Source organism: Arthrobacter sp. zg-Y1116 (assembly GCF_024385485.1).
Taxonomy (GTDB): Bacteria; Actinomycetota; Actinomycetes; order Actinomycetales; family Micrococcaceae; genus Arthrobacter_B.
The window spans coordinates 1,313,309-1,333,712 of record NZ_JANFLR010000001.1 but is presented as its reverse complement, the minus strand read 5'-3'; the positions used below and the strand labels follow the sequence as shown (position 1 = coordinate 1,333,712).

The window sequence follows — 20,404 nt, the reverse complement described above, 5'->3', positions numbered from 1 at the left end:
AGGTTTTATCCCGGCAACGAACGGACAAGCAGCTATGGCCCGTGGAATCTATGTAAGCGCCATGACGCCCGGATCCGGCAAGTCCCTGATCAGCCTGGGGCTGGCGGACATGCTCGGCCGGCACGCAGACCGGGTGGGCTTCTTCAGGCCGATTGTCGAGGGCGACAACCCGGCACAGGATCCCATGGTGGAGCTGATGCAGCGCCGCTTCAACCTGGGTCCGGCCACCTGCCGCGGCGGCCTGACCCGGACTCAGCTGCGTGCATTGCTGGTTGCCGGGGAGCGCGGCGAGGTTGATGCCCGCTGCCTGGCCGTCTACAGCGAAATCGCCGCAAACTGCGACGTCGTCATTGTCGAAGGCACCGATCTCTCCGGGCACGACGTCGCCCTGGAGTTCGATCTCAATGCCCGGCTGGCGAATGACCTGGGCACCGTCGTGCTCGCCGTCGTCAACGCCCAGGAAACCACTGCAGCGGAGACGGCCGACGCCGTCGACGTGGCACGCCGCCAATTGGCCGACGCGAAGTGCGACCTGCTGGCCGTGATGGTCAACCGGGCAGCGCCATCCGACGTCGAGGCCATCACCGCCGCCATCCGGCCCGGACAGAGCGGCCGGCCGGTCTACGTCATTCCCGAGCAGAGTGAAATCTCCCAGCCGTCGATCGCCGAAGTGCAGACGGCACTGCGGGCCCGCCAAGTGGCCGGCAGCGCCAACCTTGAACGCGACGTTTCCGCAGTCAAGGTTGCCGCCATGACCGTGGGGAACTTCATTCCCCAGCTTTCGGACGGGACCCTGGTGATTGTCCCGGCCGACCGCGCCGACGTTATGGTCGCCACCCTGGCATCGTCCTTCTCCTCGGACTTTCCCGTGGCCAGCGGCATGATCCTCACCGGCGGCATCGATGTGGAACCGGCCATCCTGGGGCTGCTGGCGTCGGCACCCTTTCCCGTCTTCGAAGTCGAAACGGACACCTATATCACTGCGCGCAGGGTCAGCAGGGTCCGGGGCGAGATCTCCAGCGGCAACCGGCGGAAGGTTGCCGCAGCCCTGGGCACCTGGTCCCGGCATGTGGATGAGGCCGAGTTGCTGGAACGCCTGGCGCTCCCCCGCCCTGCCACCACCACACCGCTGCGGTTCCTCAACGAGCTGATCGTGCGGGCCCGCACCAGCCGGCAGCGGATCGTGCTGCCGGAAGGACTGGACCTGCGGGTGCTGCAGGCCGCAGAGATCCTCAGCCGGCGGGACGTATGTGCACTGACGGTGCTGGGTCCGGAGGGCCAGATCCGTGAACTGGCAGCAAGCGAGGGCATTGACCTGTCCAACATCAACCTCATCAACCCGGCCACCAGTGCCCTGCGGGAGGAATTCGCCCGGGAATACGCCACTCTGCGCAAGCACAAGGGCGTATCCCTGGAAGACGCCAACGAACGTATGCTCCACGGGGCATATTTCGGCACCATGATGGTGCAGCTGGGCAGGGTGGACGGCATGGTCTCCGGCGCGGCCCACACCACCGCCAACACCATCCGGCCAGCACTGGAGTTCATCCGGACCCGGGAGGGAGTCAAGATCGTCTCCTCGGTGTTCCTGATGCTGCTGGAGGACCGCGTCCTGGTGTACGGCGACTGTGCCGTGAATCCGGACCCGGACGCCGAGCAGCTGGCGGACATCGCCCTCGCCTCCGCCGCCACCGCCGAGCAGTTCGGTGTCACCCCGCGGGTCGCCATGCTCTCCTACGCCACCGGCTCCTCCGGAAAGGGCGGCTCGGTGGAACGCGTCCGGCAGGCCACCGAGCTGGTCCGCCGGGCCCGCCCGGATCTCCCGGTGGAAGGACCCATCCAGTACGACGCCGCCGTCGATGCCTCCGTAGCGGCCTCCAAGGCACCCGGGTCCTCAGTGGCGGGACAGGCCACGGTATTCATCTTCCCCGACCTGAATACCGGAAATAACACCTACAAGGCCGTGCAGCAGTCCGCCGGAGCCGTGGCCGTGGGCCCGATCCTGCAGGGCCTGCGCAAACCAGTCAACGACCTCAGCCGCGGCTGCACCGTCGAGGACATCGTGAACACCGTGGCCATCACCGCAGTGCAGGCACAGGAGGATTAAATGCTGGTTCTTGTCATCAATTCCGGATCCTCTTCGCTGAAGTACCAGGTCCGGGAGACCGATACCCAGGAACTGCTGGCCAAGGGGATCATCGACCGGATCGGCGACGTGGTTCCGGACCACGCGTCCGCGCTGGAAGAACTCAGCAGCCGGCTCCGCGACGAGCTGGACGGACGCACAATCGACGCCGTGGGGCATCGGGTGGTGCACGGCGGGGAACGCTTCAGCGAACCCGTATTGGTCAACAACGAGATTGTCCGCTCGATAGAACGGCTCAGCCCACTGGCCCCGCTGCACAACCCCGCGAGCGCCATGGGTATCCGCGCCGTCCATGAAAAATGGCCGAAGATGCCGCAGGTGGCCGTCTTCGACACCGCTTTCCACCGCACCCTGCCCGAACACGCCTGGCGCTACGCACTGCCCGACAGCCTGTACCGGCGTCACGGCATCCGCCGCTACGGCTTCCACGGCACCAGCTACGCCTACGTCGCACCGGCGGCTGCACGCTTCCTGGGCATCGAGCCGTCAAAGTTCGACGGCGTGATCGCCCATCTGGGCAACGGCGCCTCGGTGGCGGCCATCAAGGACGGCAGGAGCATCGACACCTCCATGGGATTCACTCCCCTGGAGGGCCTGGTGATGGGCACCCGCAGCGGAGACGTTGACCCGTCGATCCTCGTTTTCCTGGCCCGGCAGGGGTACGACGCCGACACCCTGGACAACCTGCTCAACCGGGAATCGGGGCTGCGGGCCCTGGCCGGCGAGTCGGACATGCGCGGGATCGAGGAAGCGGCCGACAACGGCAATGAGCAGGCTCGGCTGGCCCTGACCGTGGCCGCCTACCGGCTGGCCAAGTACATCGGCGCCTACCACGTGGCCGTGGGCGGCGCGCAGGCCGTGGTCTTCACTGCCGGGATCGGCGAAAACGGCTGGCATTTCCGCCGGCTGGTGGTGGACCAGCTGGGCCCCCTCGGCATCCGGCTCGACCCCGAAGCCAATCTGGCACCCGGCAAGCAGGCCCGGCGGATCAGTACGCCCGACTCTGCCATTTCCGTCCTCGTGGTGCCCACCGACGAAGAGGAGGCCATTGCGGAGGCAACCGCCGCCGTCGTCGAACACCACAAGGAATCCGCAGCTACCTTTTGACGGTTTGCAACCGAAATCCGCTAAAAGGGGAAGAACGGCAGACAGCAGGACATCCGCGTTGGTACGGTTGCAGACCCGGTTAAGCAGCGGCCGGGGATACCTGTCGGCGTGGAGAAGACATGGAAAATCCGCTGCGTGTTCTGGTCCAGATAGATACGCGGAATGCAGCCGCCTCGATTGAAGTCCGTGGAGAACTCACGGGCGCCAGCTGCGAGACCCTGCTGAACATCCTCCAGCACACCGCCACCCTGGGCGCCGACATCTGCGTGAACCTCACGCGCACCGTCCGGATTGAGGCCGCCGCTTTGGAGGTGCTCGCCGGGGTCGCGGACGACGTCGAACGCTCAGCGCCTGCCAACCTGCAGCTGCGCGTGCATATCCAGCTTCCACCGGACGCCCTGCCCGGCCATCCGACCGCGGGCGGCCTCCTCCCGGGGAGCCGGGAAGCACTGGATAACGACACTGCACTGGCAATGATCCTGTGCCGGGATACCCGGGTCCTTGCCGGGGCCCGTGAGCCCGGACCCGGGGACGCCGCGATACCCGCCGGAACCGCACCTCAGTGGCGTGTCCTGCCGGGCCGCCGCCCCTAGCCCGCTCGCCGCGCACCCTCCCGCCCACCCGGAGGCAGCATTCTGCCCGAACAAACACCTGTTTTGTCAGTACGCTTATGAATTGACACAATGGAGTTAGTTCTTTCAACGCACTCAGAATGCAACTAGCAGGAGGTTCGCACGTGAAAGCAGTTACATGGCAGGGAAAAGAGTCCGTCAGCGTAGAGGTGGTTCCGGATCCGGTGATCCAGGAACCGACCGACGCCATCATCCGCGTCACTTCCACCGCCGTCTGCGGTTCGGACCTCCACCTGTACGCCGTCCTGATGCCGTACATGAAGCCGGGTGACATCCTCGGCCACGAGTCCATGGGCATCGTGGAAGAGGTCGGCTCGGCCGTCACCAACCTGAAGAAGGGCGACCGCGTGGTCATCCCCTTCCAGATTTCCTGCGGCAGCTGCTACATGTGCCGCCAGGGCCTGCAGACCCAGTGCGAGGTCACCCAGGTACGGGAAAAGGGAATGGGCGCCCAGCTGTTCGGCTTCTCGGAGCTCTACGGTTCCGTCCCGGGCGGCCAGGCTGAATACCTGCGCGTGCCGCATGCCGACTACGGCCCCATCAAGGTCGGCTCGGAACTGCCGGACCACCGCTACCTGTTCCTCTCCGACATCCTGCCCACCGCCTGGCAGGGCGTCCAGTACGCCAACGTGCCCGACGGCGGCACGCTCGCCGTCTACGGCCTGGGACCGGTGGGCCAGTTCGCTGCCCGTATCGGCACCCACCTCGGCTACCGCGTCATCGGCGTCGACCCCGTGGAGGAGCGCCGCAAGCTCGCCGGCCAGTACGGCGTCGAGGTCCTGGACCTGCACAAGGACATTGCCGACGAGCTGCGCGAAATGACCGACGGCCGCGGCCCCGACTCGGTGGTGGACGCCGTCGGCATGGAAGCCCACGGCTCCCCTGTCGGCAAGGCCGCCCAGACTGCTGTTGGCCTGCTGCCGGACAAGCTGGCCCAGAAGGCCATGGAAACCGCCGGAACGGACCGGCTCTCCGCCCTGCACGGCGCCCTCGACGCGGTGCGACGCGGCGGAACGGTCTCACTCAGCGGCGTGTACGGCGGCACGGCCAGCCCGATGCCGCTGATGAACATGTTCGACAAGCAGCTGAACCTGCGGATGGGCCAGTGCAACGTCAAGCGCTGGGTTGATGACCTGATGCCACTGGTCGAGGACTCCGCCGATCCGCTGGGCGTGACCAACCTGGTGACCCACCAGGCCAGCCTTGAGGACGCACCGGAGCTGTACGAGAAGTTCCAGAAGAAGGAAGACGGCTGCATCAAGGTTGTCTTCCAGCCCGGTATCCAGAACTAACCGACACCGGCTCTGCCGCAGAAAGCCAGGACCCGCCGCAAGGCCGCGGGTCCTGGCTTTCTGTGGTTAACCGCCCCGGCAGCCCGCCGGGGACGGGTACGCGGATGTAATTCGCACCACACACCCCTGTGGCCCTACACTCATTGAGGTTCTTCAAACGAACACCCGTTCGGCATGCGTACAAGCGTGGCCGGTCCCCCGCCCCCCAGAGCAAGTTAGGTAAGGCCCATGGAAATCAAGGAACGCATCGAAGCGGCTCCTATGAAGCGCATGCAGGTCGGCATTGTCGCCATCTGCGTCGCCCTGAACATGATCGACGGCTTTGACGTCCTGGTTATGGCTTTCAGCGCCAATTCGATCAGCGAGCACTGGGACCTCACCGGTGCCCAGTTGGGCATGCTGCTCTCCTCGGCCCTCTTCGGCATGGCGGTGGGATCCATCCTGGTGGCCCAGGTGGCGGACATCATCGGCCGGCAGAAAACCATCCTGATCTGTGCGCTGGTGATTTCGGCGGGGATGTTCGCCTCCGCGTTCGCTCCGACCTATGCAGTCCTCTTTGTGCTGCGCTTCATCACCGGACTGGCCATCGGCACCATGCAGGCGAGCCTCAACGTCTTCGTCTCCGAGTACTCCTCGGCCAAACGGCGTTCCACCGCGATCAGCTTCTACAGCGCCGGGCAGCCTATCGGCGGCATGCTGGGCGGCATCATTGCGGGCATCCTCATCGCGGCCTACAGCTGGCACGCGGCGTTCATTTTCGGCGGCATCATCACGCTGGCCATGATTCCGTTCATCCTGAAGCTGCTGCCCGAATCCCTGGACTACCTCATGACCAAGCGCCCGGCCGGCGCTCTGGAGAAGACCAACCGCATCCTGGCCCGTCTGGACCAGCCGCAGATCACCGAACTGCCCCTCATTCCCCAGGGCACGGCGCTGACTGTCGGCTCACGCTGGAAGTCCCTGTTCTCCGGCAAATACGCGGCGACCACGGTCTTCCTGTCCATCGCATTCATGATGCTGATGGCGAGCTTCTACTTCGCGAACTCCTGGACGCCCAAGCTGGTCGCTTCCAGCGGTTTCACGGCACAGGACGGCATCGACGCCGGCGTGCTCTTCAGCCTCGGCGCGATCATCGGTTCCATCGTCTTCGGACTGATCGCCGCCCGATTCGCCGTCAAGTGGGTCCTGGTCACGTTCTTTGTCCTCGCCGCAGGCGGCTTCGGCGTGTACGCGGTCTCCACCGGTGCACTGCCCACGGCCCTGCTGGCGGCGGCCCTGCTGGGCTTCCTGGTGAACGCAGGCATCGCCGGCATGTTCTCCATCGGTCCCGTGTACTACTCCTCGGACGTCCGCGCCACGGCGGTCGGGTTCATCACCGGCATGGGCCGGGTGGGTGCCATCATCTCCCCGATCGTGGCCGGTTCCCTGATCGACGGCGGCTGGGAACCCGGCAACCTTTACTTCCTCTTCATCATCCCGATGCTTGTGGGCGGCGGAGCGATCGCCTGCCTGCGCACCGGCCGGCGCAAGACGGCCGAGCCGGCCGCCCTCCGCAAGGACACCGTCCCGGCCTGACCGGGCACCGCGGTGCCGCACCGAAAGGCGCGGCACCCGGAACGTTGCCTAGGAACGCCCGATCCCCCGCGGTGGAAGCCGCCGGAGATCGGGCGTTGCCGTTTTCCCGTCAATCTCCAGGCGCAGGTAGGTGCAGAACGGCTGGCGTCGGCGGTCTGTGGGGGACCCGGGGTTCAGCAGGCGCATCCCTGCAGGTGTTACGGAGTCCCACGGGATGTGGCTGTGGCCGAAGACCAGCAGGTCCGTGTCCGGGAACTGGGCGTCCATCCGTTCTTCCCGCTTTGCGGCGGGACCTGTCTCATGCACGACGGCGAGCCGCACCTCTTCAACCACCGCCCGGGCCACCAGCGGCAGCCGGTTCCGCAGGTCGGCGCCGTCGTTGTTGCCGTAACAGGCGATCAGCCGCCGTGAGCGGGACTGGAGCTGGTCGAGCAGCTCCTCGTTCACCCAGTCACCGGCATGCACCACAATGTCGGCCGCTTCAATGTCCGCCCAGAGGACCTCGGGAAGCACTTTCGCCCGCTTGGGCAGATGGGTATCCGAAAGCAGGAGGAGCTTCGTCGACATCCGCTATTTCCGCAGGTTCCATGCCCAGAGGATCAACGGCAGCTGGAGCGGGAGCCGGACACTGTGGATCAGTTTCTCTTTGTCCCCGCCGCGGGGGCCGAAGGCACGCTGCAGGGCAGAGATATGCCCCGCAATGAAGGCAACATACATGGCCGCCGTCCCCGTTGCCGCCAGCCGCCGAGTAGCCGGCAACAGCAGTCCGGCGGCGGCCGCGAACTCAATGACTCCGCTGACGTGCGTCCACTGCCGCCGGGTCAGCACACCGAACTTCCCCTCGGTATCGGTGCTGATGCTGCGCGGAACCACCGCGTTGTAGAAGCGCGGGTTGCGGAAGTGGTTGACGGCGCTGGTGGTCAGCAGGGCCGCCATGGCAGCTGCTGAGAGCGTCTGTCGGTTCATCGGGTTCCTTCGGTTGTGGGGACGGCCGCCTGCCGGGATGGCGCGGTCGGCACTTGTGCCGCGACGGCAACGGCAATTGCATCGGCTGCTCGGACCAGGGCCAGGTGGGAAAACGCCTGCGGAAAGTTGCCGGCCATGGTGTTGTTTTCTGCATCATATTCCTCACTGAGCAGACCAAGCTCGTTGGCGTACCCCACCAGCTGGTCCATCAGCCGCCGGGCCTCGGCGAGCCGGCCCGAGTGGGCGTACTGTTCCACCAGCCAGAAGCTGCACGCCAGGAAGGGGTTCTCCCCCGCCGCCAGTCCGTCCACCCCGGTTTCGGTGGCATAGCGCAGCAGGAGTCCGGAGCCGTTGACCAGCTCCGACTCCAGCCGGGAAACCGTGCCCAGCATTTTTTCGTCGTCGTAGGCAACGAAACCCACGTGCGGCAGCTGGAGCAGGGCGGCGTCCACGGTGCCGCTGCCGTAGAACTGGGTGAAGGAGTTCAGGTCGGGATCCCAGCCGCGTTCCATCACTTCGTCGCGCAGTCCGTCCCGCAGCCCTTCCCAGACCTCCACCGGCCCGTCGAGGCCGTAGGTCCTGGCGGCCTTGGCCGCGCGGTCGAAGGCAGCCCACATCATGACGCGCGAGTGGGTGAAGTGCCGGGGCGTCCCGCGCATCTCCCAGATGCCGCGGTCCGGTTCCTCCAGGTGCTTTTCCAGGAAGGTCAGCAGCGCCCGCTGCAGCGGCCAGGAAAAGTGGTCCTCCGGCACGCCCCGGTCCCGCAGCCGGTCCAGGGCCACCATCACTTCGCCCACGACGTCGGCCTGGTACTGCCCCACGGCCCCGTTGCCGATGCGCACGGGTGCAGCTCCCGCATAACCGGGAAACTGCGGGAGGATCCGTTCCGGAAGTTCCCGGCCCCCGTCCACGGCATACATGATCTGCAGGTCCTCCGGATCTCCTGCCACGGCACGGAGGAGCCAGCTGCGCCACTGCAGGGCCTCGTCCTCGTACCCGTGGGTCAGCATGGCTTCGAGCGTCAGGGCGGCGTCCCGCAGCCAGCAGTACCGGTAGTCCCAGTTCCGGTCCCCTCCTGCCGCCTCGGGCAGTGAGGTGGTGGGAGCGGCGACAATCCCGCCGGTGTCCTCATGGGTCAGGGCACGCAGGACCAGCAGCGAACGCCGTACCGCGTGTTCATAGGGGACGTTCTGCGGGCACTGCCGGCCCCAGCCCTGCCAGTAGGCGACGGTCCGCTCCAAGGCCGCGTCAACGTTCTGCCGGGGCGGTACCGGCCGGTGCGAGGGGTACCACGTGAGTTCCAGGTCAACGCATTCCCCGGCCCGGACTTCAAAGCGCCCTACGTGGCGGTGGTTGTCCGCTTCGGGCAGGCTCGGCCCGCGCAGGACCAGGGCACCCGGGCCCGCGATGGCGGAAAGGTGTTCGCCGTCGTCGTCCCACCCCCGGAAAACCCAGGGAATGACCGTGCCGTAATCAAAGCGGATCTCCAGTTCCTGCCTCATGTCCACAGTGCCGCTCAGGCCCTCGATCCGGCGGGTAAGGGACGCCCGGCGGTCCTTCACCGGCATGAAGTCCGTGACCCGGACCGCTCCGGAGGGTGTCTGCCAATGGGTACGCAGCACGAAGGTGGACTCAACATACCCGCGGTGCGTTACGGTCGCTGCGGGATGTTCCGGCGCCAGCAGCCACCGGCCGTGGTCGCTGCTCCCGAGCAGCGCACCGAACACCGAGGGCGAATCGAACCGCGGCAGGCAGAGCCAGTCCATGCTGCCGGTCCGCGATATGAGGGCTCCGGTATGCAGGTCCGAAACCAGCGCATAATCCTCTATGGGGGATGCCATGGCACTACTCAACCACACGGTGCCGAAGCAGATGCCCCGGTTCGTAGCGCAGCTGCGGCAATCACTGATTAGATTGGGGTGGTCCCGCGCAGAAGTTCCTTGCAGCGGATCGGCAGCGGGACCGGCACTGGATTAGGGAGCGGTATTGAAACACGCGTCAACCTCGAAGATGTCCTTCTCAGTGAAGGAGGTACACGCGTGAGCGTGGTTGCCCAGCCCACCGACGAGCAGCGCGCCTATGCCCTGCGGCGCATGAAAATGCTGGCCACGGGCCTGCTGATCCTCCTGGCCGTGATCTTCCTGTTTTCCTTCGCGCTGCAGGACAGGTACCCCTGGCTGGAATACGTCCGCGCTGCGGCGGAGGGCGGCATGGTGGGCGCCCTTGCCGACTGGTTCGCGGTCACCGCCCTGTTCAAGCATCCGATGGGGGTGAAGATCCCGCACACAGCCATCATCCCGGAGAAGAAGGACCAGATCGGGGCGTCCCTGGGCCAGTTCGTGGAACAGAACTTCCTGGCCGAAGACATCATCCGGGCCAAGCTCGATTCCATGCAGGTTGCTGCGAAGGCAGGCACCTGGCTGGCGCGGCCCGAGGGAGCCGAACGCGTCGCCACCGAAGGTGCCGCAGCCATCCGCGGGGCCCTGAGGGTGCTCGACGACGACGCCGTCCGCGACGTCCTGGAATCCATGTTCCGCCGCCACGTGGTGGACCCGCAGTGGGGGCCGCCGGCCGGAAAGATGGCCCAGCGGATCTTCGAAGAGGGCCACCACCACCAGCTGGTCAACCTGATTGTGGACAGCCTGTCCGACTGGGTGCTGGCCAATCCTGAGGTGATCGGCCGGCTGGTAACCGAGCGTTCGCCGTCGTGGGTTCCCGCCTTCGTGGATGACCTGGTCGGCGAGCGCGTGCAGATCCAGGCCGAACGGTTCCTGATCGACGTGCAGGAAAACCCCAACCACCAGCTGCGAGTGGCCTTGGACAACTACCTCACCGGAGTGGCCCGGGACCTGCAGGAGGACCCCAAGACCATGGCCAAGGCCGATGCGGTGAAGGAGCAGGTCCTGGATGACCCGCGCGTGCGCGAATTGATGACCTCCACCTGGACCACCATCAAAAACGCGCTGATGACGGCCGCCGATGACCCGGACAGCGAACTCACGCGGAACTTCAAGTCCGCGCTTCAGGACTTCGGTACGCGCCTGATCAACGAGCCGGAGCTCGCGGCCAAGGTGAACGGCTACGTGGCGGACGCTGCGGGCTACCTGGTCCGCACGTACAGCAACGACATTGCCGCCGTCATTACCGAGACGGTGGAGAACTGGGATGCGCAGGAGACCTCGGAGAAGATCGAACTGCAGGTCGGCAAGGACCTGCAGTTCATCCGGATCAACGGCACCGTGGTTGGTTCGCTGGCCGGACTGGCGATCTTCACCATTGCTACGGCTGTATTCGGCTGATCCGGGTCCGGAGAAAAGGAACGCTTAGGACAGAAAGGCCCGCCGGCAAATGCCGGCGGGCCTTTCTCCGTCGAGGGACAGTTGCCCTAGGCGGACTTCTCCAGCTGGTCCAGTTCGCCTGCCAGCTGTCCGGGGATCGACGCCGGCGGTTCACCGAAGGCGGCCCGGGTCGCCTTGATAACGCCCTTGCCCATGGCACGGTTGCCCACGCCGCCGACGACGGCGCCCACACCCAGCGGCAGGGCACGTCCAAGCAGGGCGGTGCCCTGCTTGGCCATGACCCGCTTGAGGAACTGCTTGCGGATGCTGCCGCCCACCGAGCCCATCAGGCCGGAGGGCATGCTGCCCATGCTGCTGCCCCAGGCCTGTGCGGTTCCGCGTCCGGACAGGGACTGCATCATGGAGGTCCCTTCCTCGCCCAGCATGATGGCCATGACCATGGTCCGTGACTTCTCCGGATCGGCCAGCCGGACTCCGTGCAGTTCAGCCACCGACTGCGCGTACAGGGCTGTCGCCTCGAGGAACCCGACGGTCGCTGCGGCTGACAGGCCAAGTGCCGCGACGGTTCCCACGCCCGGAACCACGGCGGTGGCACCGATGGCCGCGCCGCCGCCGGTCACCACGTTGATGTAGTGCCGGTCCAGGATGCTGATCAGCTCGGCGGCATTGGCGGACGGGTTCTTGCGCTGCATCCTGCGGATGTTCGCCAGCACCAGCGGCCGCTGGACTTCCACGGCACGCTCGATGGCCTTCACAACCTGAGGCTTGGGCTTGCCGTCCGCGCCCATAGTGGCTCGTCCGGCCAGTTTGGCTGCGGGATTGAACTTACGTCGCTTCACAGAACTCTCCTCGGGGAAATCCGGTACAGGCTTCACGCCTGCGGTATTGCTCCAACACCAGCGGGTTTTACCTAAAGCAAAGGGCGGGGTCCGGCGGAATATTCCGCCGGGGCCCCGCCCTCTAAATCAACGCCGCGTCAGCGGCGCTTACGCGCTAATTAGGCGCGGTTGCCGCTCTTGCGGGTGACGAAGCCGTAGATCACGAGGACGACAATGGCGCCGACGATGGCAACGAGCCAGGTCTGGATGGACCAGAATTCTTCAAGACCGACGCCGAAGATGGCGCTGCCGATCCAGCCGCCCAGCAGAGCGCCGATGACACCCAGAACCAGAGTGGCGATCCAGCCGCCGCCCTGACGACCCGGGAGGATCATCTTTGCAATTGCACCTGCGATGAGACCAAGAATAAGGAACGCAATGAAACCCATGAGATTCTCCTTGCTATGTGAGTGACAGTGATTTGAAGCACGACCTTGTGAGCCACGCTTTCCTCCAGACTACTTGATCAGCAACCTTACGTCACAGTCCGGAGGGAATTCCCATTCAGCCGGGGGTGTGTTAGGTACCGCGGGTGTGCGCCCAATTCCAGCTATTGTCCCCTGGGGCGTGTCGGCGTTCCCTACGGCGTGTCGGGGACAAGGTATCGGCGAAGGAAAACCGCTACATCCGTCATTTCACGCGTACCTATGGAATGCCCCATTCCCGAATAGGTCCGTGCCGTCAGCGCCACATTCTCGTCAAGCCACTGCGCGGTGTAATCCACTGCGTCTGCATTAATAACCCAGTCCTCCCGGTCCCGCCCCCAAAAGAACGGCACCCTTACGGGCAGCGGTTCCGCGGCGGCGAGGAGTTCGTTGCGGGCAATAAAACCGGAAAGGCCGACGACGGCGCGGAAATCCTGCGGCCTCAGCCGCAGCAGCGTGCCGGCCATGGCCATGCCCTGGGAAAATCCCACCAGCGAGATGCCGGTGAATCCGTATTCCGTCCGGGTCCGGTCCAGCCAGGCCAGCAGCGAGAGGGCGGATTCCAGGACCTCGGCGGTGTCCGAGTTCAGGAGCGGATCCAGCAGGAACCACCCGCTGGCTCCGCCCACGTCCAACGGCCCCCGCACCGCGGCTCCGACAGCAGAAGGCGGCAGGGCAATGAAGAGCCGCTCCATTGCCTGCTCGCCGGATCCGTAGCCGTGCAGAAAGACCACCAGTTCGCGCCCCCGGCGCCGCTCCGCCGGCTCGGACCACGTTACGTTTTCCATCGGTTCAGCGTAGCGCTGCACGCCGTTTGCAGGCCGTCGGCGCGGCGCCGCCCGAGGGCCATTGCCACGGGTGGTGCGGCAAAAGTAGAGTCGCATTCAGCGCATATACGTGGCGATTGCCACAGATCGCGGGCGTGCATGTATCCGAGCAAAAGCCACCAAAAGCACCGGGAACCGCACCGGCAAGCCGTTCCCCACCTAACAGCGGCCGGCCCTGGCAGGCACGGCCTGGACGGATCCCCTTCATGATCCTCACCCTTACCGCCAATCCCAGCCTTGACCGCACCGTCCAACTTCCCGGGGTACTGGAGCGGGGAGCCGTCCAGCGCGCCGTTGCCGCGGGGGAAGAACCGGGCGGCAAAGGCGTCAACGTCTCCCGGGCCCTGACCGTCTCCGGCATCCGGTCCGTTGCCGTCCTTCCCGGCGCCGACACCGATCCCGTCATGGCCGGATTGCGGCAGGCGGGAGTCGAGTACTTGAACCTGCCCATCACGGCGCCGCTGCGCAGCAACATCACGCTCACGGAGCCGGACGGCACCACTACCAAGATCAATGCTCCCGGTCCGCCGCTGAAGCCGGTGGAGCAGGAAGCACTGATCTCCCTGCTGGTAGGGGCCTGCACCGCCAGTGACAGCGGCCCGGGTTCCTGGCTGGTGCTGGCCGGCTCCCTCCCCCCGGAAGTGCCGCCGGACTTTTACGCTTCGGTGGCCCACACTGTGAGGGACCGGCTGGGGGCCAAGGCACCGCGCATAGCCATCGACTCCTCCGGACCGCCGCTCATGGGCGCGCTGCTCCACGGAGCGGAGCCGGACCTGCTGAAACCCAATGCCGAGGAACTCTCCGAAGCCACGGGGTTTTCCTCCGAAGCGGCGCTGGAAGCAGACCCCCTGCTGGCGGCGCGGGCGGCGGGGATGCTGATTGAACGCGGCGTCGGCGCTGTCCTCGCCACTTTGGGCGCCAGGGGCGCACTGCTGGTCACCGCGCACGGAAGCTGGCTGGCCACCCGGCCACCCGTGCAGGCCCGCTCGACGGTTGGCGCAGGGGATTCGGCCCTGGCCGGGTACCTGCTTGCCGACGTCTCCGGTGCGGCGCCCCCGGACTGCCTACGGCAGGCCGTGGCCCACGGTGCCGCCGCTGCTTCCCTTCCCGGAACCACTGTCCCAGCCGTTACAGCCACTGATCCCGGAGCGGTAACGGTCACCACCCTCAACGGCACCCGGGGCACCCCCCGGGGAGCTGCCGCCGCAGGGAGCGCCACCGCTTCGCCGTCGTCGTCGTCGTCTTCGAAGGAGGAAAGCTGATGTCGGACCTCATTACGCCGGATCTGGTCACATTGGACGAGAACCTGGGCACGGACAAGACCGCTGTTATCGGCCATTTGGCCCGGGGCGTGGTGGCCGCGGGACGAGCCACCAACTACGAAGACCTCTACGCGGATGCGATGGCCCGTGAATCGAAGACCGCCACCGGCGTGCCCGGCGGCATTGCGATTCCGCACTGCCGATCCGCGGCGGTCACCCAACCGACGCTCGCCATGGCACGGATCCGCCCCGCAGTGGACTGGGGAGCGAAGGACGGCCCCGCCGACATCGTCTTTTTCATTGCGGCTCCGGAAGGAGCGGACCAGGAACACCTCCAGCTGCTCGCAAAGCTGGCCCGATCACTCATCCGCAAGGACTTCACCGCCTCCCTACGTTCGGCTACCTCGCCGGTGCAGATCGTGGAACTGGTCGACGGAGCCCTCGGACTCGGCCCGGCACCGGACAGCGCCGGAAGCGCCGCCGGTGCGGGCGGCGCCGCTGCGGCTGGTGCGGCCACCGGCGCGACTGCCGTGGGCAGCGACGCCGGCTCCCACGACGCCGGCTCCCGCAACGGGGGCTCCCGCGACGGGGGCCAAGCGGACGGAACCGGTGACGGCGGACATGGAGCCGACGCTCCTGCGTCCGCGGGCGGTACCGGGGCAACCCAAACCGACACCTCGAGGTCACGGCATCTGGTCGCCGTCACCGCGTGCCCCACCGGTATTGCGCACACCTACATGGCCGCTGATTCCCTCGCCGCGGCAGCTGCCGAGAGAGGCGTCGACCTGCAGGTGGAAACCCAGGGTTCCGCCAAATCCACTCCCCTGGACCCCTCGGTGATCCGCAACGCGGAAGCGGTGATCTTCGCCGTCGACGTCGATGTCCGGGACAAGGGGCGCTTCGCCGGGAAACCGCTGATCAGCGGACCCGTGAAACGCGGCATCGACGAACCGGGCGTGATGATCGACGAAGCCCTCAACGCAGTCAATGACCCGAATGCCCGGCGCGTGTCCGGAGGCGGCGGCGGGGAGGAGAACGAAGGCGGGTCCGGCTCCGGCGGCGAAGGCTTCGGCGGACAGCTCAAGCGGGCGCTGCTGACCGGCGTCAGCTACATGATTCCGTTTGTTGCCGGCGGCGGCCTGCTGATTGCCCTCGGCTTCCTCCTGGGCGGCTACGAGCTCGCCCTGTCGGTCGACGACGTTGCCAACGGAGACCGGATGCTGGACGGCACGTCCCTCCTGAATCCGCCGCCTGAAGGGATAATCGCCTATCTCGGGGCCGTGTTCTGGAAGATCGGCTCCCTGTCCATGGGCTTCCTGGTGCCTGCCCTGGCCGGCTACATTGCGTATGCCCTGGCCGACCGGCCCGGCATCGCACCGGGCTTCACTGCAGGCGCCGTGGCGGTGTTTATGGATGCCGGCTTCATCGGCGGCATCATCGGCGGCCTGCTGGCCGGTTACGCGGCCCGCTGGATCGGCGGCTGGAACGTTCCGTCGTGGATGCGGGGGCTGATGCCGGTGGTCATCATTCCGCTTTTGGCGTCGATCATAGCCTCCGGCCTGATGATGCTGGTCCTGGGCGGACCCATTGCTGCCTTGACCCTGGGACTGAATGACTGGCTGACCGGCCTCACCGGTGTGGCGGCCATCGGCCTGGGCATCATTCTCGGCCTGATGATGGGTTCCGATCTGGGTGGCCCGATCAACAAGGTGGCGTACGCGTTTGCCGTGGCCGGGCTTGGGGAAGGCAGCTTCGAGAACCAGGTGCCGTGGGAAATCATGGCAGCGGTCATGGCCGCCGGCATGGTCCCGCCGCTGGGCATGGCCTTTGCCTCCACGGTGCTGGCAAAGAACCAGTTCAGCATGGCCCTGCGCGAGAACGGAAAGGCTGCGTGGCTGCTGGGCGCGGCCTTCATTTCGGAGGGCGCCATCCCGTTTGCCGCTTCCGATTTCTTCCGGGTCATTCCCTCCACCATGCTGGGCGGTGCGGTGGCCGGTGCGATCTGCCTGGGCACCGGGGTAACCTCACAGGCACCGCACGGCGGTATCTTCGTGTTCTTCGCCATCGGCAACCTGCTGATGTTCATCGTCGCCATACTGGCCGGAGCAGCTGTTACCGGGTTCGTTTACGTGGCTTTGAAACGGTTCGTGAAGCCCCGGAAAAAGGTGGAGGAACCAGCAATTGCCTAAAGCACAGTCGATGAAGAGGAAGGCTTAGATGATGCGGACCATCCAGGGAATCGGAGTCAGTGCCGGACGCGTCCTCGGCCCCTCGCGCCGGATGCCGCCTCCGGTGCCCGAGCCTGACGCCGAGGCGAAACCCGCCCCGGGCAGCACGGTGGACGGGGAGAAAAGCCGCCTCAAGGATGCCGCTGAAGCAGTCCGGGGGGACCTTAAGCACCGGGCGGAAACCGCCTCGGGCGACGCGAAAGCCGTATTGGATGCCACCGCCATGATGGCTTCCGATCCCATGCTGCTCAAAGCGGCGGGCAAACACATCAACGCAGGCATGGCTACGGACCGGGCCATCTGGGAAGCGGGCATGGAGGTAGCCGCCATGCTCCAGAGCCTCGGCGGCTACATGGCTGAACGGACCCAGGACGTGCTGGATGTCCGCGCCCGGATTGTCGCCGAACTCAACGGACTGCCGGCACCCGGGATTCCGGCTTCCGATGTTCCCTTTATCCTCACGGCCGTGGAGCTGGCACCGGCCGACACCGCAACGCTGGACCCGGCAATGGTGATCGGCCTGGTCACCAGCGAGGGCGGCCCGCAGTCCCACACGGCAATCCTCGCCCGCTCCCTGGGCCTGCCCGCCGTGGTCGGAGCCCCCGGCGCGGACGAAGTTCCTGATGGAGCCGAGATCTATCTCGACGGCGCGGCCGGCACCGTGGTGGTGGAACCCGGGGCAGAGGAACGGGAGGCCGCGCACAAATACGCTGCACGCTCCGCACTTCCGGCGTTCAACGGCACGGGCTCAACCTCGGACGGGTACCTGGTGCCGTTGTTGGCCAACGTGGGGTCGGGGAAGGACGCCCGGGCCGCGGCAGAGGCAGGTGCCGAAGGAATCGGGCTGCTCCGCACGGAGTTCTGTTTCCTCGGCAGGGATACCGAACCCACCATCGAGGAACAGGTTGCCGCCTACGGTGCGGTGTTCGAAGCGTTCCCCGGCCGGAAGGTAGTGATCCGGACCCTCGACGCCGGCGCGGACAAGCCGCTCCCGTTCCTGACGGACGCAACGGAGCCCAACCCGGCGCTAGGGGTACGCGGATTCCGGACCGACCAGGCCACACCCGGTGTCCTTGCCCGCCAGCTCGAGGCTATTGCCGCTGCCGCCGGGGCCTCCACGGCGGATGTCTGGGTCATGGCACCGATGGTCTCCACCGCAGAGGAGGCCGCCGACTTCGCGGTGATGTGCGCCGGAGCCGGTCTCGGCATGCCCGGGGTGATGGTGGAGGTGCCGTCGGCGGCCATCATGTCCGAAGCCATCCTTTCGCGGGTGAGGTTTGCCAGCCTGGGCACCAATGACCTGACGCAGTACACCATGGCCTCGGACCGGCAGCTGGGTTCGCTGGCGTCGCTGAACGACCCGTGGCAGCCGGCTGTCCTGCAGTTGATTTCCGCCACCGTGGCCGGTGCGGCAAGGGCCACGGCACTGGACCCGGCTGCCGGCGCCAGGACCGTGGGTGTTTGTGGTGAGGCAGCCGCCGACCCCGCACTCGCCGTCGTCCTGGCCGGCATGGGGGTGAACACGCTGTCGATGACCCCCCGGGCGTTGTCCACCGTGGGGGCGGTCTTGGCCTCCGTGACCCATGACCAGGCGAAAGAGTTGTCCGCGAGGGCCCTGGCGGCACACTCCGCGGCCGAAGCGCGGACCATCGTCCGCAGCCGGCTGCCCATCCTCGAACAGCTCGGCCTGTAGGCGGGCAAGGCGGAACAAAAGCCAGCAGCTAAACCACGGAAGGAACGAAAAATGGCAGAACGCAAAGCCACAGTGGCCAGCAGGGTGGGACTCCATGCCCGGCCGGCATCGATCTTCGCGGAAGCGGCAGCGGCCCAGCCCGTCGACGTGACCATAGCGATGGAAGGGGAACCCGCCGAAGAGGCAATGGATGCCTCGAGCATGCTCTCCCTGATGAGCCTGGGTGCATCGCACGGAGATGTGGTGGTGCTCCGCTCGGACGGCGCGGGTGCGGAAACGGCCCTGGAGGAACTGGCCAAGATTCTCGAGACGGATCTGGATGCGACCTAGGCAGCCCGGGCAAGAGGCGGGGCGCCGATCCGTTCCATGATTGTCCCGCCTTTTGCCTTCAGCACCGGTTACTTCCGGAAATGACGAAGCCAGCGGCAGTGCCGCTGGCTTCGTTGCAACTTCACGCTGACCCCCCACAGGCAGCGGACGTTACATATTCATTATTCTGGCATACAAACATGAAATCGTGAACAACTTTACCTAATTGTCATCTTGTGTAGTAAGGAGTCAGCAGGCTTTGCTTTTCCTTCTTTTTTGAGGCGATACCGAAGAGGGCCACGGCAGCGAGCCCCGCCGTGAGAACAATGACCGAGGAATGCGGAAGGATATAGTCCCAAACACCGGTCTGCTGTCCGGTTACCCACAGCACCGACCAGATCAGGATCTCGGCAAGGGCAAACCCTATCAACGCCGATCCGACCCGCAGCAGGGCCGGCCGCCTCGCGGTCGCAGCAACCCGGAAAGCGGGGATGATCAGGCAGGCGGCTATATAGGCGGGATAGATCCGCCCGAGCACTGAGTAGGCCCAGACATGCTCCTGGTGCATATAGCCGTTGAGGCCCGGCGAAGAGACAGGCATTTCACACATGCTGAACAACACGGTGGTGGCGATGACGGTAGCAGCCAGCACTACGAGTCCGGGTAGCCCAAGAATGATTCGCCGCACCTGGGGGGCCCGGAAGGCTGCAGCGGCACTTCCGCCAATGAACGCTACAACTCCGTAGGTCGCATAACGGAGAATCAGGTTCGCATGGTTTGCTCCGCCCAGCAAAGCATCCACGGGAAGGTATATCGACGGAATGCTCAGCGCAACTCCGATGGTGGTAGCTGCGAGCCCCCAAAAGAGCATTGGATTGCGCCCCCGGATAGCCAGCGGCAGCCGAACCAGGGTAAAGACAGCCACAACGGCCAGCGCGCCAAACTGAATGGCGGAGGCTATATTCATCCCAGGTTCTCCAAGAGCGTTAGATCATTTTCCACATCGTGTTCAAACTTCCTTAGTTGCTTTCCCGCCCCGTCCAAGCGGTCCCGGGCCAGAAACAGGAGTTCGGAATCGGTGAGCGCAGCCAGAGCTTCCTGCTGGCCCTTCTGCGGCCAGCCGGCCTCCTCCGGCGTGACCAGCCCGGTGGCCACCAGGCCGCCCGGCAGCGAAGCGCCCGCAATCCGCGCAGCTTCCACGGCCAGCTCAGGTGCCAGCCGGGCCGCGGAAAGCTGGGCCGAAATATTCTGGGGTGCAACGCCGGTCCGGGCGCTAAGCTGCTGGCGCAGGTCCCCCGGGTCTACTGCCTCGAACCAGGAACGGATCGCGTTCCGGTGCGGATGCTTGGCAAGGTCGGGGCATTCCGGGGGTCCACTCTGGGTGGCCCTGGCCAGGATCATTTGCAGGATGCAGATGTAGGAAACCTGGCTGATGAGTTCCGCGGGGTTGGGCCGCCACGGCCCGCCGAGCAGATCGGAGTACTCCTCGAAGTCAGAAAGGGCCTCTACCGGATTTTTCCCGTACGCCCGGGCTACCCGGACCACGGTAATCTCCGCTACTTTGCCCCGGACAACCTGCTGGGCCAGGGTGGAGCGCTTGATCCCCGTCCGGCGGCAAACGTCCGCATTGGATTCACCCGGAGCCACTGCGGTGCGCCAATTTTGGAAAGCCTTGGCAGACACCGCCATTTTGGCCCCCCTCGATTGGATTTACCCGAACAAATGGAATTATACTGTTGGAACTGGCTTCCCCTTCTGCGTTCCC

At 65.9% G+C, this 20,404-nt stretch carries 18 protein-coding genes; 10 read left to right on the top strand and 8 right to left on the bottom strand.

The window, feature by feature from the left end; translation table 11 throughout:
* Positions 1-34: 34 nt before the first annotated feature.
* The 5 genes from pta to NNX34_RS06320 all read left to right on the top strand — a co-directional run bounded on the left by pta (position 35) and on the right by NNX34_RS06320 (position 6,752).
* The gene (gene pta / locus NNX34_RS06340) at positions 35-2,107 is read left to right on the top strand and encodes a phosphate acetyltransferase (RefSeq protein WP_255765627.1); all 2,073 of its coding nucleotides are present in this window, start codon (positions 35-37) and stop codon (positions 2,105-2,107) included.
* The gene (locus NNX34_RS06335; RefSeq protein WP_255765626.1) at positions 2,108-3,253 is read left to right on the top strand and encodes an acetate/propionate family kinase; all 1,146 of its coding nucleotides are present in this window, start codon (positions 2,108-2,110) and stop codon (positions 3,251-3,253) included. It abuts the gene before it with no gap.
* A 119-nt stretch (positions 3,254-3,372) separates the two neighbouring features.
* Positions 3,373-3,846, top strand: a complete 474-nt coding sequence (locus tag NNX34_RS06330) for a hypothetical protein (protein ID WP_255765625.1) — start codon at positions 3,373-3,375, stop codon at positions 3,844-3,846.
* Between the two features lie 143 nt (positions 3,847-3,989).
* Positions 3,990-5,177, top strand: coding sequence for a zinc-dependent alcohol dehydrogenase (locus tag NNX34_RS06325; protein WP_255765624.1), 1,188 nt, complete (start codon positions 3,990-3,992; stop codon positions 5,175-5,177).
* Positions 5,178-5,405: 228 nt separating this feature from the next.
* Positions 5,406-6,752 (top strand): MFS transporter, encoded by a 1,347-nt coding sequence (locus NNX34_RS06320; RefSeq protein WP_255765623.1) that lies wholly within the window; start codon positions 5,406-5,408, stop codon positions 6,750-6,752.
* A gap of 48 nt (positions 6,753-6,800) precedes the next feature.
* Here NNX34_RS06320 and NNX34_RS06315 read toward each other — a convergent pair whose 3' ends face one another.
* Genes NNX34_RS06315 through NNX34_RS06305 form a run of 3 tightly spaced genes read right to left on the bottom strand, consistent with a single transcriptional unit; the run spans position 6,801 to position 9,577 of the window.
* Positions 6,801-7,319 (bottom strand): metallophosphoesterase, encoded by a 519-nt coding sequence (locus NNX34_RS06315; RefSeq protein ID WP_255765622.1) that lies wholly within the window; start codon positions 7,317-7,319, stop codon positions 6,801-6,803.
* 3 nt (positions 7,320-7,322) lie between these two features.
* A complete protein-coding gene (locus NNX34_RS06310; protein ID WP_227920692.1) occupies positions 7,323-7,718 on the bottom strand; it encodes a hypothetical protein in 396 nt (131 codons plus the stop codon).
* Positions 7,715-9,577: a glycoside hydrolase family 15 protein gene (locus NNX34_RS06305; RefSeq protein ID WP_255765621.1), complete on the bottom strand. Its 1,863-nt coding sequence runs from the start codon at positions 9,575-9,577 to the stop codon at positions 7,715-7,717. Before NNX34_RS06305 ends, NNX34_RS06310 begins: the two co-directional genes overlap by 4 nt.
* Positions 9,578-9,811: 234 nt before the next feature.
* Here NNX34_RS06305 and NNX34_RS06300 point away from each other — a divergent pair, with 234 nt between their 5' ends.
* A complete protein-coding gene (locus tag NNX34_RS06300; RefSeq protein WP_255765752.1) occupies positions 9,812-11,017 on the top strand; it encodes a DUF445 domain-containing protein in 1,206 nt (401 codons plus the stop codon).
* Between the two features lie 86 nt (positions 11,018-11,103).
* Here the strand turns inward: NNX34_RS06300 and NNX34_RS06295 are convergent, their stop codons facing one another.
* The 3 genes from NNX34_RS06295 to NNX34_RS06285 form a co-directional block, all read right to left on the bottom strand.
* Positions 11,104-11,856 carry a hypothetical protein gene (locus NNX34_RS06295; RefSeq protein WP_370646968.1) on the bottom strand — a complete coding sequence of 251 codons (753 nt, stop codon included), beginning with the start codon at positions 11,854-11,856 and terminating at the stop codon, positions 11,104-11,106.
* Between the two features lie 158 nt (positions 11,857-12,014).
* Positions 12,015-12,284 carry a GlsB/YeaQ/YmgE family stress response membrane protein gene (locus tag NNX34_RS06290; protein ID WP_255765620.1) on the bottom strand — a complete coding sequence of 90 codons (270 nt, stop codon included), beginning with the start codon at positions 12,282-12,284 and terminating at the stop codon, positions 12,015-12,017.
* A gap of 191 nt (positions 12,285-12,475) precedes the next feature.
* Entirely contained in the window at positions 12,476-13,108 is a 633-nt protein-coding gene (locus NNX34_RS06285; RefSeq protein ID WP_255765619.1) for an alpha/beta hydrolase, read from the bottom strand.
* 245 nt (positions 13,109-13,353) lie between these two features.
* Here NNX34_RS06285 and NNX34_RS06280 point away from each other — a divergent pair, with 245 nt between their 5' ends.
* The 4 genes from NNX34_RS06280 to NNX34_RS06265 are packed head-to-tail and all read left to right on the top strand — an operon-like array spanning position 13,354 to position 18,660.
* Positions 13,354-14,409, top strand: a complete 1,056-nt coding sequence (locus tag NNX34_RS06280) for a 1-phosphofructokinase family hexose kinase (RefSeq protein ID WP_255765618.1) — start codon at positions 13,354-13,356, stop codon at positions 14,407-14,409.
* The gene (locus NNX34_RS06275) at positions 14,409-16,598 is read left to right on the top strand and encodes a fructose-specific PTS transporter subunit EIIC (protein WP_255765617.1); all 2,190 of its coding nucleotides are present in this window, start codon (positions 14,409-14,411) and stop codon (positions 16,596-16,598) included. The genes NNX34_RS06280 and NNX34_RS06275 overlap by 1 nt, the downstream gene beginning before the upstream one ends.
* Before the next feature lie 31 nt (positions 16,599-16,629).
* Positions 16,630-18,330, top strand: coding sequence for a phosphoenolpyruvate--protein phosphotransferase (gene ptsP, locus NNX34_RS06270; protein WP_255765750.1), 1,701 nt, complete (start codon positions 16,630-16,632; stop codon positions 18,328-18,330).
* A 51-nt stretch (positions 18,331-18,381) separates the two neighbouring features.
* Positions 18,382-18,660 (top strand): HPr family phosphocarrier protein, encoded by a 279-nt coding sequence (locus tag NNX34_RS06265; RefSeq protein ID WP_255765616.1) that lies wholly within the window; start codon positions 18,382-18,384, stop codon positions 18,658-18,660.
* A 208-nt stretch (positions 18,661-18,868) separates the two neighbouring features.
* On the opposite strand, the gene NNX34_RS06260 is transcribed toward NNX34_RS06265, so the two are convergent.
* Both NNX34_RS06260 and NNX34_RS06255 read right to left on the bottom strand, forming a co-directional pair.
* A complete protein-coding gene (locus NNX34_RS06260; protein ID WP_255765615.1) occupies positions 18,869-19,606 on the bottom strand; it encodes a hypothetical protein in 738 nt (245 codons plus the stop codon).
* Positions 19,603-20,328 carry a hypothetical protein gene (locus NNX34_RS06255; RefSeq protein ID WP_255765614.1) on the bottom strand — a complete coding sequence of 242 codons (726 nt, stop codon included), beginning with the start codon at positions 20,326-20,328 and terminating at the stop codon, positions 19,603-19,605. Before NNX34_RS06255 ends, NNX34_RS06260 begins: the two co-directional genes overlap by 4 nt.
* Positions 20,329-20,404: the final 76 nt, after the last annotated feature.